This window comes from Microcoleus sp. N9_A1, from assembly GCF_036701795.1.
Taxonomy (GTDB): Bacteria; Cyanobacteriota; Cyanobacteriia; order Cyanobacteriales; family Microcoleaceae; genus Microcoleus.
This window is the reverse complement of the sequence record NZ_JAUBRI010000019.1, coordinates 22,026-37,706: the sequence shown is the minus strand read 5'-3', so window position 1 is coordinate 37,706 and position 15,681 is coordinate 22,026. Positions and strand designations below refer to the sequence as shown.

General features: G+C 48.5%; 16 protein-coding genes. 11 read left to right on the top strand and 5 right to left on the bottom strand.

The features are described from left to right. The first annotated feature begins 142 nt into the window (after positions 1-142). Both QUA58_RS11630 and QUA58_RS11625 read left to right on the top strand, forming a co-directional pair. Complete coding sequence (locus tag QUA58_RS11630) at positions 143-748, top strand: hypothetical protein (protein WP_333249692.1); 606 nt, start codon at positions 143-145, stop codon at positions 746-748. 138 nt (positions 749-886) lie between these two features. Next, positions 887-2,263 carry a cytochrome P450 gene (locus tag QUA58_RS11625; protein WP_333394154.1) on the top strand — a complete coding sequence of 459 codons (1,377 nt, stop codon included), beginning with the start codon at positions 887-889 and terminating at the stop codon, positions 2,261-2,263. A 540-nt stretch (positions 2,264-2,803) separates the two neighbouring features. Here QUA58_RS11625 and QUA58_RS11620 read toward each other — a convergent pair. Continuing rightward, entirely contained in the window at positions 2,804-3,091 is a 288-nt protein-coding gene (locus tag QUA58_RS11620) for a hypothetical protein (protein WP_006632921.1), read from the bottom strand. A gap of 59 nt (positions 3,092-3,150) precedes the next feature. Here QUA58_RS11620 and QUA58_RS11615 point away from each other — a divergent pair, with 59 nt between their 5' ends. Further along, positions 3,151-3,360 (top strand): hypothetical protein, encoded by a 210-nt coding sequence (locus QUA58_RS11615; protein WP_333249697.1) that lies wholly within the window; start codon positions 3,151-3,153, stop codon positions 3,358-3,360. Between the two features lie 225 nt (positions 3,361-3,585). Further along, positions 3,586-3,846 (top strand): MoaD/ThiS family protein, encoded by a 261-nt coding sequence (locus QUA58_RS11610; protein ID WP_333249699.1) that lies wholly within the window; start codon positions 3,586-3,588, stop codon positions 3,844-3,846. Between the two features lie 10 nt (positions 3,847-3,856). Here the strand turns inward: QUA58_RS11610 and QUA58_RS11605 are convergent, their stop codons facing one another. Then, positions 3,857-4,117 carry a hypothetical protein gene (locus QUA58_RS11605; RefSeq protein WP_333394152.1) on the bottom strand — a complete coding sequence of 87 codons (261 nt, stop codon included), beginning with the start codon at positions 4,115-4,117 and terminating at the stop codon, positions 3,857-3,859. Between the two features lie 108 nt (positions 4,118-4,225). Between QUA58_RS11605 and thrC the strand changes: the two genes are divergently transcribed. Both thrC and QUA58_RS11595 read left to right on the top strand, forming a co-directional pair. Continuing rightward, on the top strand, positions 4,226-5,524 hold the full coding sequence (thrC, locus tag QUA58_RS11600; protein WP_333249703.1) for a threonine synthase: 1,299 nt from the start codon (positions 4,226-4,228) through the stop codon (positions 5,522-5,524). A gap of 162 nt (positions 5,525-5,686) precedes the next feature. Beyond that, positions 5,687-5,962: a MoaD/ThiS family protein gene (locus QUA58_RS11595; RefSeq protein WP_333249705.1), complete on the top strand. Its 276-nt coding sequence runs from the start codon at positions 5,687-5,689 to the stop codon at positions 5,960-5,962. Between the two features lie 127 nt (positions 5,963-6,089). On the opposite strand, the gene QUA58_RS11590 is transcribed toward QUA58_RS11595, so the two are convergent. From QUA58_RS11590 to QUA58_RS11580, 3 genes are all read right to left on the bottom strand, one after another. Beyond that, positions 6,090-7,970 carry a ribonuclease J gene (locus QUA58_RS11590; RefSeq protein WP_333249707.1) on the bottom strand — a complete coding sequence of 627 codons (1,881 nt, stop codon included), beginning with the start codon at positions 7,968-7,970 and terminating at the stop codon, positions 6,090-6,092. A gap of 377 nt (positions 7,971-8,347) precedes the next feature. Then, complete coding sequence (gene dapA, locus QUA58_RS11585; protein ID WP_333249709.1) at positions 8,348-9,241, bottom strand: 4-hydroxy-tetrahydrodipicolinate synthase; 894 nt, start codon at positions 9,239-9,241, stop codon at positions 8,348-8,350. Positions 9,242-9,348: 107 nt separating this feature from the next. Further along, positions 9,349-10,392 (bottom strand): aspartate-semialdehyde dehydrogenase, encoded by a 1,044-nt coding sequence (locus QUA58_RS11580; RefSeq protein WP_333249710.1) that lies wholly within the window; start codon positions 10,390-10,392, stop codon positions 9,349-9,351. Positions 10,393-10,510: 118 nt separating this feature from the next. On the opposite strand from QUA58_RS11580, the gene QUA58_RS11575 reads away from it, so the two are divergent. From QUA58_RS11575 to QUA58_RS11555, 5 genes are all read left to right on the top strand, one after another. Beyond that, positions 10,511-10,666, top strand: a complete 156-nt coding sequence (locus tag QUA58_RS11575; RefSeq protein ID WP_333394151.1) for a hypothetical protein — start codon at positions 10,511-10,513, stop codon at positions 10,664-10,666. A 289-nt stretch (positions 10,667-10,955) separates the two neighbouring features. Then, positions 10,956-12,371: a trigger factor gene (tig, locus tag QUA58_RS11570; protein ID WP_333394150.1), complete on the top strand. Its 1,416-nt coding sequence runs from the start codon at positions 10,956-10,958 to the stop codon at positions 12,369-12,371. A 353-nt stretch (positions 12,372-12,724) separates the two neighbouring features. After that, complete coding sequence (clpP, locus tag QUA58_RS11565) at positions 12,725-13,414, top strand: ATP-dependent Clp endopeptidase proteolytic subunit ClpP (RefSeq protein ID WP_278187177.1); 690 nt, start codon at positions 12,725-12,727, stop codon at positions 13,412-13,414. A gap of 9 nt (positions 13,415-13,423) precedes the next feature. Then, a complete protein-coding gene (gene clpX / locus QUA58_RS11560; protein ID WP_333249718.1) occupies positions 13,424-14,767 on the top strand; it encodes an ATP-dependent protease ATP-binding subunit ClpX in 1,344 nt (447 codons plus the stop codon). Positions 14,768-14,919: 152 nt separating this feature from the next. After that, the gene (locus QUA58_RS11555; protein WP_333249720.1) at positions 14,920-15,678 is read left to right on the top strand and encodes a GNAT family N-acetyltransferase; all 759 of its coding nucleotides are present in this window, start codon (positions 14,920-14,922) and stop codon (positions 15,676-15,678) included. Positions 15,679-15,681 lie beyond the last annotated feature (3 nt).

Sequence of the window (15,681 nt, the reverse complement as noted above, 5' to 3'; positions counted from 1 at the left end):
CACGTATTAACAAGAACTCTTAACTTGTTTTGATCTCCGTACTGCGGGAAATACTTCTAAGTGAGTGTAATCAGGGTCTAAGTGCTTTCTACCACCAAAATTCACCCTCCATACACTGACGTTTAGTAGAGTATTAAAAACTATGAACCATATCTGCAAACAGTTAGGATATTTAGGCGTTTGGTTAATTTTGATGGGCGGTAGCAGTTGTTCTAGCTCAGATGCAGCTACCTCAACCGAAAACCAGAGGCAACTCTCAGCAAGCGCCCCTCAGTTCCAACACCTACAGCTAACGGGAAATCAAATTGAGGCTCGATCGAGTCAATTAACGCAGCCTTCTAACTCTGTTGCGTCAGTTTTAGGCAGTGCTCCCCTCTCAGAAAATACTGCCACCATTACGGTTTATAAAGTAGACAATCTCTGTCAAACTCTGAAGCCTGAAACAGTTACAGGCCCAGAGAACCAGTTAATGTCATCGGCGGTTAATGAAGTGTTAAAGCAGCAGATTTTCGATAGTCTTGGTTTGGCTGGTTATCGCCTCAAGATCGATCGCGACCTCGGAATAGCTACCGTGGATCTTCGTGCATCGGGAAGTTCACGGCAGAAATTGCAAAATCTGTCCAGTTGTCAAATGTTAGGTTTGTTCGGGGGCGTGCGCCAAACTTTAACCAGTTATGCTCCTTGGCAAATCAAAACTGTTCGTTTTACAGAGCTTGGAGAGGATATTTTGAGTACCGTTCGAGAATAAGCTATTAAAATTATTGGAGATGGGACTTACGCAATTCTCCCCTTAGAAACAAGGGTTGGGAGGGATTGAACAAACCTTCAAACCCTTTGATATTTGTTGATCCTGCTAAGTCCTGTGACCCAAACCCAGGTAATTCCTATGACACTACCTAACGGCCCCACATCTCCACCCTTTGTGCAGCTAATTCAATGGATCGGCGAGCCCCTGACATTCATGGATAAATGTGCCAAACAATACGGCGACATTTTCACAGCTCAAGTGAACAACGGGAAACCATTGGTGATGATCCACCACCCGCAAGCTGTCCAGGAGATGCTCAATAGCAATGCGTTTCACGCTCCAGGCCGCCTGAACAGTATTCTCAAACCGCTCGTGGGAGAACAATCCATGTTTCTCCTCTCAGGAGAAAGGCACAAACGCCAGCGGCAATTATTGATGCCACCCTTTCACGGGGAACGGATGCGGAATTACGGCCAACTAATTTGCGATATCGCTCAAGATGTTGCCAGCAAGTGGTCGGTCGATCGACCTTTTGTGGCCCGCAGCGCGATGCAGGAAGTCACCATGCGGGTAATCTTGCAAGCTGTCTTCGGCATGGATGACGGGCCGCGATTGGAAGAGATCAGGCCCCTACTTGCCTCAGTCCTCGATATGACCAACTCTCCCCTGCGATCGAGTATGCTATTTTTCGGCTGGATGCAGCAAGATTGGGGCTCTTGGAGTCCTTGGGGACGCATGAAACAGCGGCAGCGGAAAGTTGACGCACTGATCGACGCAGAAATTGAAGAACGCAGACAGCAACCAGACGCCAACCGCACCGACATTCTCAGCTTAATGATGGCCGCCCGCGACGAAAACGGGCAACCAATGACCACTGAAGAATTGCGCGACGAGTTGATGACGCTGCTGGTTGCAGGCCACGAAACCACAGCAACGGCCCTAGCTTGGGCGTTTTACTGGATTCACCACTTGCCCTCGGTGCGCCAGAAGTTGCTGCAAGAATTGGACAGTTTGGGGGAAAATCCCGACCCGATGGAGATTTTCCGCTTACCTTACCTGAGTGCAGTTTGTCAGGAGACGCTGCGAATTTACCCCGTGGCAATGCTGACGTTTTCGCGAGAAGTGCTCACGCCCGTGGAACTGATGGGATATCAACTCGAACCGGGCACGGTTGTCATCGGCTCGATTTATTTGACCCACAGACGGGAGGATTTGTATCCAGAACCGCTGCAATTTAAACCTGAACGGTTTTTGGAGAGGCAATTCTCGCCTTACGAGTATTTGCCCTTTGGAGGCGGCAGCCGCCGCTGTATCGGCTTGGCGCTGGCGCAGTTGGAGATGAAACTCGTGCTGGCAACCATTTTGCGGAATTTCGACCTAGTATTGGCCGAGAAAAAGCCCGTACAGGCCAAACGCCGAGGGGTAACTTTAGGGCCTGCCGGCGGCGTGCGGATGGCGCTGCTGGGGCGGCGGATGCGGCAGCAGAAGCCTGAACCTGTCGCTACTGGGGTTTAAAGTCGCAGCGGTTACAGCGGGCGATCGAACTTTCTGCTTTGAGTGCAAACACTTTAGGGAGAATGTGCGATCGTCCGCAAATGCCACCATTTTTGGTAGCACCCGCTACAGATAAACAGCTAGAATCCTTAACCTGTAACCCTCGCCCCCTCTCACTTTTCAAATTTTCAGTCTAAAATGATATGAACCTTGCAAACACAGCCTGAAAGCAAAAGTGGGTGATTGCAATAGTCCTCTTGATATTTCAAAAGCCTGCCTGCCATACTTTAAAAACATATGCATACCCTGTTATTCAGCAAGGTCGGAAGCGCGTTGGCATTGCCAGCAATCTTCCGGCCTCTTTATTTTTTGGGCTACTTGAGGCATTGGGGACAAGATGTAGAAGGCAAGGCAAAAGTATAAATTCTCCCCCTGTCCTCGTCTCCCCCTGTCCCCAATCTAGAGCTTCTGCCTCTAATTCCAATAGAATCCGACAGCAAGTTTAAGGAATCACTAAGGAATAATTAATAACTTGTTAAATTATCTCCTTCTGTCCTTCTCTCAATCTTCTGTTTTCAGAAATTCCGATACCGAGACAGACTTCGGGAGACTCTCCAGATCTTGAATTTCGCTTTCGTGGGCAAAAAACTCGACTTCTTTGTCGTCAATCTGGATCTGATAGCTAGCGGTAGCTGTCACAACCCGTCGCTTTTTTTTATCTTCTATTAAAACCCAACACACGACAGGTCTTACCCATCTCTCAACGTGCTGGCTTTGCTTCGTACTCCCAAAGGCATACCAGCCTTTAGCTTCAATAATTTGAAGCACTTTAAAATCGTTATTTGCCATATATTTCTATCGCGTTAAGTTCAGTATTCTTCTTAGATATAACGGCTAGCTTGCTAAGCATGGCAAAGGTTTGGCAATTCCAAGCCGCACTAGATAACCTGATTTTTAGTCAGGAGAAGCGGGTTGACAAGGCCTTGTCTGCGTTGTTGCCTGCTAAATGTAGTGCGAGCTTTTTGTACTCTCCCACAATTACCGTAAAGTATCTATACCGCATCCTCAAAAAATATTCTCGCATTAGCCTCAACAGCAGCCAACTAGACCTTAGCTAGCTGCATATAAGTGGATACCAACTGCTTCTAACGCCTGGTTGGTGAGAGCGATCGGCATACAATCTTGTTAAGACTTTTTGCTGCAATCAACTGTCATCTTTACCCGATCGGGTAAAACTTAACTAGAGATTGTCGATTTCAATTCTAAGCCTCGGCGCGCCTAATTCCTAATTAATTGTATGGTGTAGTTGATAATTGCCAAACTGTCGATCGCACTAAACTACCGTGTCTAACTCTTCGATTACCGTCACCGTTAAACTGTTCGCCGCCTTCGGTGAAGCCTACGGCGTTTCGGAACTGACATTAGAACTTCCTCCCGAAACCCCAGTGCTAAGAGTGCTCGAAAGCTCGATCGCCCAATATCCTCAATTAGAACAATGGCGCGATCGCACCCGCTTCGGCCTCAACCTGGAATTCGTCTCCCCCGACACCATCCTCCAAGACGGCGACGAAGTTGTACTCATCCCCCCCGTCAGCGGCGGGTAGGCTAAGTTGGTTAATCAAAAATTCGAGGTTTTGTAGTTGTGTTCGATCGCACGACTGCCCAATTCTTAGCCCAAAAAAGATTTATTAAGTTTTGTAACAATTCCGTCGGCAAATCATCCTTGAGCTCGATCGGGCGGGGACGCGAACCTGACAATCTCGATTCCAATCCCGATCCTGAAACAAAGTCAAATCCTTGTGGGGAGTAGGGTTTGGGCATCCCGCCCGCCCAAATATCAAAGTTAAATACACCACTGTTTAACTGAAAAGTCACTGGAAATCAATCCCGACTAAAAAAATCGGGTATGGTTGACGGGGGTAAATTGACCGTGCTAATCTTGCACAAGAATTAACAAACATCGCAAAACTAGAGAGTTGAGCTATGACCCAGGCGACCCGAACACAATCCACAGCAGCAACCTTCACAGCCCTTAAATGTAAAGAATGCGGTGAAGAGTACGAACTCCAAGCTAAGCACGTCTGCGATTGCTGTTTTGGCCCGCTTGAAGTCAAGTACGACTACGACGCCATCCGCCGCAGCGTCACTCGCCAAACCATCGAAGCCGGCCCCAACTCGATCTGGCGCTACCGCGCATTTTTACCAGTCGCTACAGATAACGTCATCGATGTCGGCACTGGGATGACTCCTCTATTAAAATCCCACCGCTTGGCGCGCCGCCTCGGTCTAAAAAATCTTTATATTAAAAACGATGCCGTCAATATGCCCACTCTCAGCTTTAAAGACAGAGTGGTGTCAGTTGCCCTCAGCAGAGCGAGAGAATTGGGTTTCACAACGGTATCCTGTGCCAGCACTGGCAACTTAGCTAACTCCACCGCTGCGATCGCCGCCCACGCAGGCCTCGATTGCGTAGTCTTCATCCCCTCCGACTTAGAAGCAGGCAAAGTCCTCGGCACTCTGATTTACAATCCAACTGTCATGGCAGTTCACGGCAACTACGACCAAGTTAACCGTCTCTGTTGCGAAGTCGCTAATACACATGGCTGGGGATTTGTCAATATCAACTTGCGTCCCTACTATTCCGAAGGCTCGAAAACCCTCGGCTACGAAGTTGCCGAACAGCTAGGCTGGCAATTGCCCGATCACATCGTCGCTCCCCTCGCCTCCGGCTCTTTGTTCACAAAAATTTACAAAGGTTTTCAAGAATTCATCGAAGTCGGTTTAGTTGATGAAAAGAAAGTTCGGTTCAGCGGCGCCCAAGCTGACGGCTGTTCCCCCATCGCCCAAGCATTCCGCGAAGGCCGTGATTTCGTCAAACCCGTGAAACCGAATACAATTGCTAAGTCGATCGCGATCGGCAATCCAGCCGACGGTATGTACGCCTTGGAAGTCGCCCGCAAAACCAACGGCAACATCGAATCCGTCAGCGACACCGAAATCATCGAAGGCATGAAACTGCTAGCAGAAACTGAAGGCATCTTCACTGAAACCGCAGGCGGCACCACGATCGCAGTCTTGAAGAAACTCGTAGAAGCAGGTAAAATCAATCCCGACGAAACCACCGTCGCCTACATCACCGGCAACGGTTTGAAAACGCAAGAAGCAGTTCAAGGCTACATCGGCGAACCCATCACCCTCGAACCGAAACTAGAAGCGTTCGAGCGCGCCCTCGAACGCGCCCGCACCCTCGAACGCTTAGAATGGCAACAAGCTTCGGTTTAATTATTAGTCCTTAGTCATTGGTCATTAGTCATTAGTCATTAGTTGTTAAGCTCTTGAGTGATGACAACTGACTGCTAACAACCGAAAACTGACTACTGACCAAGGACTACTGACTAAGGACAACGGACAACTGACCACTGACTACTGACTAAGGACTAAAAAATGACCGTCAAAGTTTTAATTCCCACTCCCCTGCAAAAATTCACCAACAATCAAGCCACCATCGAATGCGGCGGCGGCAATATTTCCGAACTGATAGAATCCCTGGAAACAAATTGTCCCGGCATCAAAAAAAGCCTGTGCGATGAAAAGGGAGAACCCCGCAGATTTTTAAACTTCTACGTCAACAGCGAAGACATCCGCTTTTTGGAAGGCACAGGAACAGCACTCCAAGATGGTGATGAAGTTAGTATTGTTCCAGCAGTTGCTGGTGGCTGATTTTGCAACCGCAGATGGTGGCAGATAAACACAGATGAACGCAGATAGAATTAATTACTATCTGCGTTCATCTGTGTTTATCTGCGGTTGAGAAACAAGTCCCTGGTAAAGCCAGGAATTGTTAATTCTAGGAAACGACGGAAGCGACTTTTGCTGCTGTCCGGGGGCGACGGCGACCTGTTACTGCATTAGCAGGAACTGGCGCTGGCGCTGATGTCGATGATGGCCCTAATAGCTTGGGTGCTTCTAAAGAACCTGGAGCTACTGCTGCTTTTTCCCATTGGACAAATAATGCTCCTTCGGGAATTTGCATCAGGAATACTAGCATGGGATTGCTTTGAAGTTCCCGGCGCAGTACGCGCTGAATTGCCCGTTCTATTTGCGTTTGCACTCCAACCCAGTCCACATCAACTCCTGATTCGGCAGTTGTTGAAGGTCTGACAAATTCTGACCAACGATCGCCTAAAATAGTCTCAATCGTTTGTGTGATCGATTGTTGTAGCAGTTCGCGATCGGCTGATGTGACTACACCTTTCAAGTGTATTTGCGGCGTAGCAACCAACTTGCCTTCTGCATTTAACGCCGCAGCTACTGTCACCGCGCCATCTCCGGCCAACTGCTGGCGTTCTTTGAGGACGTTCGCCTTGACAACGCCCGATCGAGAAGAATCTACTAATTCAATTCCTGAAGGTACTTTAGTACCAAGTCGCATCGAATTTTCAGTTAATTCTACGACATCGCCGTTGTCAATAATCACCATATTGCTCGCGGGAATGCCCATGCTTTGAGCCGTCTTGGAGTGCTGAACCAGCATCCGGTGTTCTCCGTGCACTGGCAAGAAGAACTTGGGACGAGTCATGTTAATCATTAACTTTTGGTCTTCTTGACAGCCGTGTCCCGAAACGTGAATGCCTTTGTCGCGGCCGTAAACCACGTTTGCGCCCAGCATCATCAGTTTATCGATCGTGTTTACCACTGCGATCGTATTTCCCGGAATTGGGTTAGCTGAGAATATGACTGTATCGCCTTTTCTGATTTTCAGTTCGTGATGTTCGCCGTTAGCAATGCGAGTCATCGCCGCCATCGGTTCGCCTTGGGAACCTGTGGTTAAAATCAGTACCTTGTCTTCAGCCAAATTGCGGATTTCTTTCAGCGGTTTGAAAAGACTATCTTCGCATTTGATGTAGCCGAGATTGCGGCAGTGAGCGATGACATTCAGCATCGACCGGCCAACCACTCCGACATACCGATTGTTTTTCTTAGCCAAGTCCAAAACAATTTGCAATCGGTGTACCGACGAAGCAAAAGTCGTCAGCAGTACCCGTCCCGTTGCTTGAGCGATAATTCTGTCTAAATTCGGAGCCACAGAACGTTCCGAAGCGGTAAAACCGGGAACTTCCGAGTTAGTAGAATCGCTGATCAAGCACAGCACGCCTCTTTCGCCGTACTCAGCCAGCTTTTGCAAATCAAAATGCTCGCCGTCTACAGGAGTGTGGTCAATTTTAAAGTCTCCAGTGTGAATAATAATTCCGACGGGAGTGTGAATTGCCACAGTGAAACTGTCGGCCATCGAGTGAGTGTTGCGAATGTATTCGACTAAGAAATGCTTGCCAATTCTGACCGTATCCCGTGGTCGAACTGTTCTCAATTCAGTGCGGTGAGATACTCCGGCTTCTTCCAATTTTCCGGCGAGCAAAGCCATCGCCAAACGCGGGCCGTAGATGACTGGAATTTCAAATTGCTTGAGGTGATAAGGGATGCCACCGATGTGGTCTTCGTGACCGTGTGTCACGATCATGCCTTGAATTTTGTGGCTGTTTTCCCGCAGGTAAGTCATGTCTGGGAGGACAATATTTACCCCGTGCATTCCATCTGTGGGGAAGGCTAAACCGGCATCTAAAAGAATGATTTCGTCGCCGTACTCGAACACACAAGTGTTTTTGCCGATTTCGTGCAGCCCGCCGAGGGGAATAACTTTTAGAGCTGATGCAGTTGTATTTTTGATCATGCGTATCCTTTGTTAGTTGTTTTTGTTATTGGTCTGTTAACTGTTGACTGTTGACTGTTAACTGTTGACTGTTGACTGTTGTCTGTTGTCTGTTGACTGTTGACTGTTGACTGTTGTTTTTTTTCTACTGTCTTTTGTCGTCTGCTGTTCGTTGATCTTGGGGATTTTTTTCAAGATATTTGTGGAAAACTCCCCTACGGGTTTTACTCTCCCGTACAATCAGTCGTCTTCGGCCTTCAATCTTTAACTTTCAGTCTTTAATCATTCACTATTAGCTAATTACTAAAAGTTAATGACTAATGACTGATGACTAATGACTAATGACTGATGACAACCAAATATTCAGTTGTCTGAAAACTCGTTCTCGCCTATCTCGTCTAGCTAGCTGATACCTGTGCTAGCTGACTCAGTACGTCCTTTAACTTTTGAGTTACCTCAACGGGCGGATCGCACAGGGGCGGACGGGTGGAGCCTACATCCCAGCCTTGAAGCTTGAGAGCTGTCTTGACGAGAATGGGATTTGTGGTGAGAAAAAGAGCTTTAAACAGGTCAAAAAGTTGCAAGTGAATCTGGGTAGCGACTTGAACTTGACCGGCTTCGAAAGCTTTGATCATCTGTTGCAGTTGCTCTCCTACCAGATGGCTGGCTACGCTAACTACACCAGATCCTCCTACCGCCAACATTGGCAAAGTTAGGGAATCATCTCCAGAATAGATGGCAAATTCAGGGGATGTCAAGCACCGAATTTGACTTGCTTGATCCAAGTTGCCACTTGCTTCTTTTACGGCCACAATGTTGGGGATTTGGGCCAATCGAGCCACCGTCTCCGGCAACATATTCTGACCAGTGCGACCGGGGATGTTATATAACATTATAGGCAATTCTGGAGCAGATTGCGCGATCGCCCGAAAATGATTATATAAACCTTCTTGCGGCGGCTTGTTGTAATAAGGAACCACCTGCAAACAGCCGTCTAACCCAAGTTTAGCTGCTTTTTGGGTAGCTGCGACTGCTTCTGAAGTAGAATTAGATCCGGCTCCTGCGATTACCAACGCCTTACCGACCACCGCCTTTTGTACCACCTGAAATAATTCGTACTCTTCATCCCAGGTCATAGTGGGAGACTCGCCAGTAGTGCCGCACACTACCAAGCTATCTGTACCGCGATCGGCTAAATGAACTGCCAATTGTTCTGCTACCGCATAGTTAACGCTGCCGTCTTCCTTAAACGGCGTAATCATTGCAGTCAGAACCCGTCCAAACTTTACCACACTTTCTCCGATTTTAGACTGTTGATTTTTGATTTTAAATTTTTGATTTCAGATGAAAGGTTTATCTAAAATCCCCTATTTCAATTTCCCAATTGCGAGGGTTCCCGCTAATTAGAAGCCGCCGCCACTTGGGTTCGCAACAAATCTTTTTGGGCCAGCAACTCAGCTATCTGCACCGCATTTAAAGCCGCCCCTTTGCGGATTTGATCGCCAGACAGCCACATCTCCAACCCACAGGGGTGAGAAATATCTTGGCGAATCCTGCCGACTAACACCTCATCCTTACCGCTGGCCTCTACAGGCATCGGGAAATAATTAGCTTGCCAGTCTTCTACCAGCTTAACCCCGCTTGCCTGCTTTAAGATTTCCCTGGCCTCTATCGCGCTAAAAGGCTCTGCAAACTCTAGGTTAATCGCTTCCGAATGAGCTCGCAGTACGGGAACCCGCACACAAGTTGCCGTAATTTTAATCTCGTCCGTACCAAATATCTTCCGAGTTTCGTTTACCATTTTCATCTCTTCTTCACAATACCCTAAATCATTAATCGGGGTGTTGTGCGGAAACAAATTAAATGCTAAGGGGTAGGGAAATATATCTGTTTTGGGCGTTTCCCCCTGCAAAATTGCTCTTGCTTGAGCTTTCATTTCCTCCATTGCCCTCGCCCCAGCCCCGCTGGCAGACTGGTAAGTCGCTACAACGATGCGCTGTATCGGCCTAACTTTGTGAAGTGGCCAAACCGCAACTGCCATCAAAATAGTCGTGCAGTTGGGATTAGCAATTATACCTCGATGAGCTGCCGCCGCTTGGGGATTGACTTCTGGAACCACTAGCGGCACCGTCGCATCCATGCGGAAAGCGCTAGAATTGTCAATGACCACTGCTCCGGCTGCCACCGCTTGCGGAGCCCACAATTTAGAAGTAGAGCCGCCGGCAGAGGCGAGCACCAGATCTACATTATCAAACGATCGCGCCGAAACTGCTTCGACCGGCAGCATCTCGCCGCCAAAAGGCAAAGTTGTGCCTGCTGAACGTTCCGAAGCCAGCAGCTTCAAGTTAGAAATCGGAAAACTCCGGCTGTGCAATAGTTCTAGCAACTCGGCACCGACTGCGCCGGTGGCTCCTAAAATGGCAACTCGATAGGATTGAGACAAATTAGTTTCCTCCACAAATTAAAGTCTAAACGATCGAAATCAAAAATTTTAATAACTGCAATTCTCAATATCAAACTTAATTAATGTTATGCGACATCAGGAGCATGAGAGGATGGCAATGGTGCAGTTAACCGAAACGGGCGATCAAACTTCCCGATTGATCCGGGCGATCGTACCCAATACCAGTTTAGCATCTTTTGCTGCTCGCCCACGCCCAATCCGCATCCGGTTAAGTTTTGTGATATATCTGCATTTTCGCAGGCGCATCCATTGACTTTAACTAGCCGCAGAGGCAGGCAAGATTGACATCACAGGGCGATATGTGCTATGGTGCATCGGCAATTAGTGGACTTAACCTCCACATTCCTAGCAGCAAAAGCTAGTATCCTCAAACCAAAACTATTTGGCAAGAGCCAAAAAAGTAGCCGGCAATGACTTACAGTCTCATCCGGTAAAGGTTTTGTAGTTGTGCCGTTACGAGTCAAAGCGTACAAAATTAAAATGCAGGCAAAGTCAGATTTGTATGTATTTTATTACACTATTGTTAAATATCAAAAAAGCCGATGAAAGTAACCCAGGAAAAACTTCCAGCTAGCCAAATTGGTCTGGAAATCGAAGTACCGTCAGAAAAGTCAAAACAAGCTTACGAGCAAGTAATTAAACAATTTGCTCGCGAGGTTAATATTCCTGGGTTCCGCAAAGGCAAAGTTCCCCGTCAAGTTTTGCTACAGCGCCTAGGCCAGACTCGTTTGAAGGCGACGGCTTTGGAAAATTTGATTAATGATTCCCTGCAAAAAGCCCTCGAACAAGAAAAAATTGCCGCAATTGGCAGTTTTGAACTGAGCACTGAGTTTGAAGAATTACTAGCTAAGTTCGATCCAGAACAGCCTCTGGTTTTTTCGGCTAAGGTTGACGTACAACCCGAAGTGAAAATGGGTCAGTACACAGGTTTGCAGCTTCAAGCAGAAGAAGCTAAGTATGATGAGGCTCAGGTAGATGAGGTATTGGCAAAATATCGATCGGACAAAGCTACTTTAATCCCCGTAGAAGGCCGGCCGGCTCAGTTGGGAGACACAGCTTTGGTTGATTTCTCCGGTAGATTTGCAGAAGCACCCGAAGGCGAAACTCCGGCTGAAATTCCCGGCGGCGATGCAGAAGACTTTCAAGTAGAACTGTCGGAAAATCAGTTTGTACCGGGCTTTATCGAAGGCATGATCGGGATGAATCCGGGAGAAACTAGAGAAGTTTCCCTGCAGTTCCCCGACGAGTACAGCAGCGAAGAATTAGCCGGAAAACCGGCAGTTTTTATGATTACCCTCAAAGAACTTAAGGAAAAAGAATTGCCGGAGTTGGACGACGACTTCGCCCAAGAAGTCAGCGAGTTTGAAACTTTAGCAGAACTGCGCGAATCCCTCGAAACTCGGTTTAAAGCAGACCAAGAAAACAAGACATCAGCTAATAAGGAAAAAGCTATATCAGCAGCCCTCGTGCAGCTCATAGAAGTGGAAATTCCCGAAACAATGCTCGATCGCGAAATTGATTACTTGCTGAATCAACAAGCCCTCCAATTGAAAAATTACGGCATAGATATCAACCAACTGTTTACCGAAGAAAATATGGGCCCGATGCGGGAACGCTCGCGCCCGGAAGCAATCGAGCGACTTAAGCAGTCTCTAGCTCTGGCAGAAGTAGCCAAGCTGGAATCCTTATCTGTGGAAGACGCAGAAGTATTAGAAGAAGTAGCAAAAGTCAGAAAACAATTTCCCAAAGGAAATTTTGATCCTATAAAATTGGTGGAATTTGTAGGAGAAGACTTGCTCAAACAAAAAACCCTGAAATGGTTGGAAGAAAAAGGGACAATCGAACTCGTACCTGAAGGCTCTCTGACTCCTGCTGCTGCAGAATCAGAAGAATCAGACGCTGAAGATTCAGCAGAAGCAGCCACGAGCGTTGAAGTGGAAGTTGTAGGCGAAGAATAGAACTTAAATGTGTTCAAATGTCCTAATTGGGGCATGAAATCAACCGTGATTTTAACGGCGCACCTGATCCTTAACTACAAGCTCCGGGTGCGCCTGATCCTTACTAAAAGCTCGGGGTGTCCACTAGAAGTAGAAGCAGCGCTGATTTACAAGTAGGTCTTTTAACTCATTCACCCCGCGAGCCTTGCGAGTCACTCCAGCGTTGCGCCCAGCGCAGAAAGCAATTTCACAACTCAAAACTCGGCATTCCCCCGATCTCCGTTCAGAAGAGGCATAATAGTTAAAAGCTGGCAGCTTAATTTAAAGCTTTCATCAGCAGCAGCAAATTGTCTAGAATCCTTGACTGGTGTCTTATGGTTGTATCTCAATCTTCCAATTACCTAATTACAAGCTATAACGATTTTGATGTCAGTTCCAGCCCCAGCAATGTAGTGCCGATGGTACTAGAACAGTCGGGGATGGGCGAGCGGGCCTTTGACATTTACTCGCGCTTGCTGCGGGAGCGAATTGTGTTTTTAGGAACTCCCGTAACCGATGAAGTGGCTGACTCGATCGTAGCTCAGCTATTGTATCTAGATGCCGAAGATCCAGAAAAAGATGTCCAAATGTACATTAATTCCCCCGGCGGCTCGGTGACGGCGGGTATGGCAATTTATGACACAATGCAGCAAATCCGCCCGGATGTGGTGACGATTTGTTACGGCTTGGCCGCGAGTATGGGCGCATTTCTGCTGACAGCAGGAGCCCACGGGAAGCGGATGTCTCTTCCGAGCTCCCGGATTATGATTCACCAGCCGCTTGGAGGCGCTCAAGGTCAGGCAGTTGATATTGAGATTCAAGCTAAAGAAATCCTTTATCATAAGCGTAAGCTGAATCAACTGTTAGCGCACCACACAGGTCAACCGATCGACAAATTAGAGGCTGATACTGAGCGCGACTTTTTTATGTCAGCCGAGGAAGCCAAAAATTACGGTTTGGTCGATCGAGTTATCGAAAAGGAAAACCTTCCGGCGGCGGGAGAGAATGTCACTGCACTGAATTAAGAGGCTGTTATGTCTAAGTACGACTCCCATCTAAAATGTTCGTTTTGTGGCAAGTCTCAAGAGCAAGTACGCAAGTTGATCGCAGGGCCCGGGGTGTATATCTGCGACGAATGCGTAGACTTGTGCAATGAAATTTTAGATGAGGAGTTGTTTGATTCGAGTGCAGTGCCCGCAGCGGCGGTGGCCCCGAAGCAGGAAACGACGCAAAAGCGCCGCGCTACCTCGGGCAAAAGTATGTTGATGAGCCAAATTCCGAAGCCGAGGGAAATTAAAAATTACCTCGACGAAAACGCGATCGGGCAAGATGAGGCGAAAAAGGTGCTCTCGGTGGCAGTTTACAACCACTACAAGCGCCTCAGCTTTATCCATGCCAAAAATAGCGGCAAGCACCCCCCGGAAGAAGTAGAACTGCAAAAATCGAATATTTTGTTGATCGGGCCGACGGGCTGCGGAAAAACTCTGCTGGCTCAGACGTTGGCGGATATGCTAGACGTGCCGTTTGCGGTGGCTGACGCGACGACTCTGACGGAAGCCGGCTATGTCGGGGAAGATGTGGAAAATATTTTGCTGCGGCTGCTGCAGGTGGCAGATATGGATGTGGAAGAGGCGCAGCGCGGAATTATTTATATTGATGAAATTGACAAAATTGCCCGGAAGAGCGAAAATCCTTCGATTACGCGGGATGTCTCTGGAGAAGGGGTGCAGCAGGCGCTACTGAAAATGCTTGAGGGGACGATCGCCAATGTACCTCCCCAAGGCGGCCGCAAGCATCCCTATCAAGACTGCATCCAAATTGATACCAGCAATATCATGTTTATTTGTGGGGGCGCTTTTGTCGGTCTTGAGAAAGTGATAGAGCAGAGAACGGGTAAAAAGTCAATGGGTTTTATTCAGCCCGGAGAAGCTCAGCCGAAGGAAAAGCGGGCTGCTGATGTACTCAAGCAACTGGAACCGGATGATTTGGTGAAGTTTGGGATGATTCCTGAGTTTATTGGGCGGGTGCCGGTGGCGGCGGTGTTGGAACCGCTGGATGAGGAAACGCTGATGGCGATTTTGACTGAGCCGCGCAATGCTTTGGTTAAGCAGTATCAAAAGCTGCTGAAGATGGATAATGTGCAGTTGGACTTTAAGCCGGATGCGATTCGGGCGATCGCCCAGGAGGCATACCGCCGCAAAACAGGAGCACGGGCGCTGCGCGGAATTGTCGAAGAATTGATGTTGGATGTGATGTACGAGTTGCCGTCGCGCAAAGATGTTGCCCGGTGTACGATTACTAAGGAAATGGTCGAGAAGCGATCGACGGCTGAGTTGTTGGTACTTCCGTCTTCGCTGCCAAAACCGGAGTCGGCTTAAAAGTATCGGTTTTCAGGATAGCAATTGACCGTACAAGATTGCAAAAGTCCTGCTCATCAAATTTTCGGACGGGCAAGATGCCCATTCCACAAGAAAAAAAGTTTTTGTGCGATGGGAATCCTGCCCGTCTTAATTATTTTTGCCAGAAATCTATGGAAACTTCCATTCAAGCATACCTGCGCTTTGCCACCAGCCAGCAGCGCGACACCGAGCGCATCGGCCCCTTCCTCGCTACCTTCAGCCCCCACAGCGCCAACCCTTATCTCAACTATGCGATTCCCGACGACGGCGCCGCACCATCCCTCGCCGATGTCAACGCGCTAATCGCTGCATACTCTGGGCGCGCGCGAAAGCCACGTTTGGAATATTTCACGAAACTAGCGCCCGCTGTCGAAGAAGCCCTGATATCCGCCGGTTTCACCGTTGAGGGACGCTTGCCGCTGATGACTTGCACTCCGGGCTCCGAGAAATTGCTTCCGATTCCGCCAGATATCGAACTCATTGTGCCAGTTTCCGAGGCTGAGATCCTCGGTACAGTGGCGGCGCAAAACGAGGCTTTCACAGAGGCTGCACCAAGCCCTGAAGACGTTGACAGTCTTCGGAAAAGTCTCGCAGCGGGCGGCATTGCGGTACTCGCCCGCGTCGCAGCAACGGGGGAACCGGCGGGCGCTGGAGTCTGCACGCCCCCCCAAAATCAAACGACTGAAATCGCTGGTATTGGCGTGCGCGCTTCATTTCGGCGGCGGGGAATCGCAGGGGCTTTGACGGCGCGGTTGTTGCGAGAGGCTTTCGATGCGGGTGTTATGGTGGCGTTTCTGATGACGCTACACGAGCAGGAATTTCGAGTTTACACCAAAGCGGGATTTTGGGCGATCGGCGAAATCTTGCATATTTCGCTCCCGCCCCAGTAAACA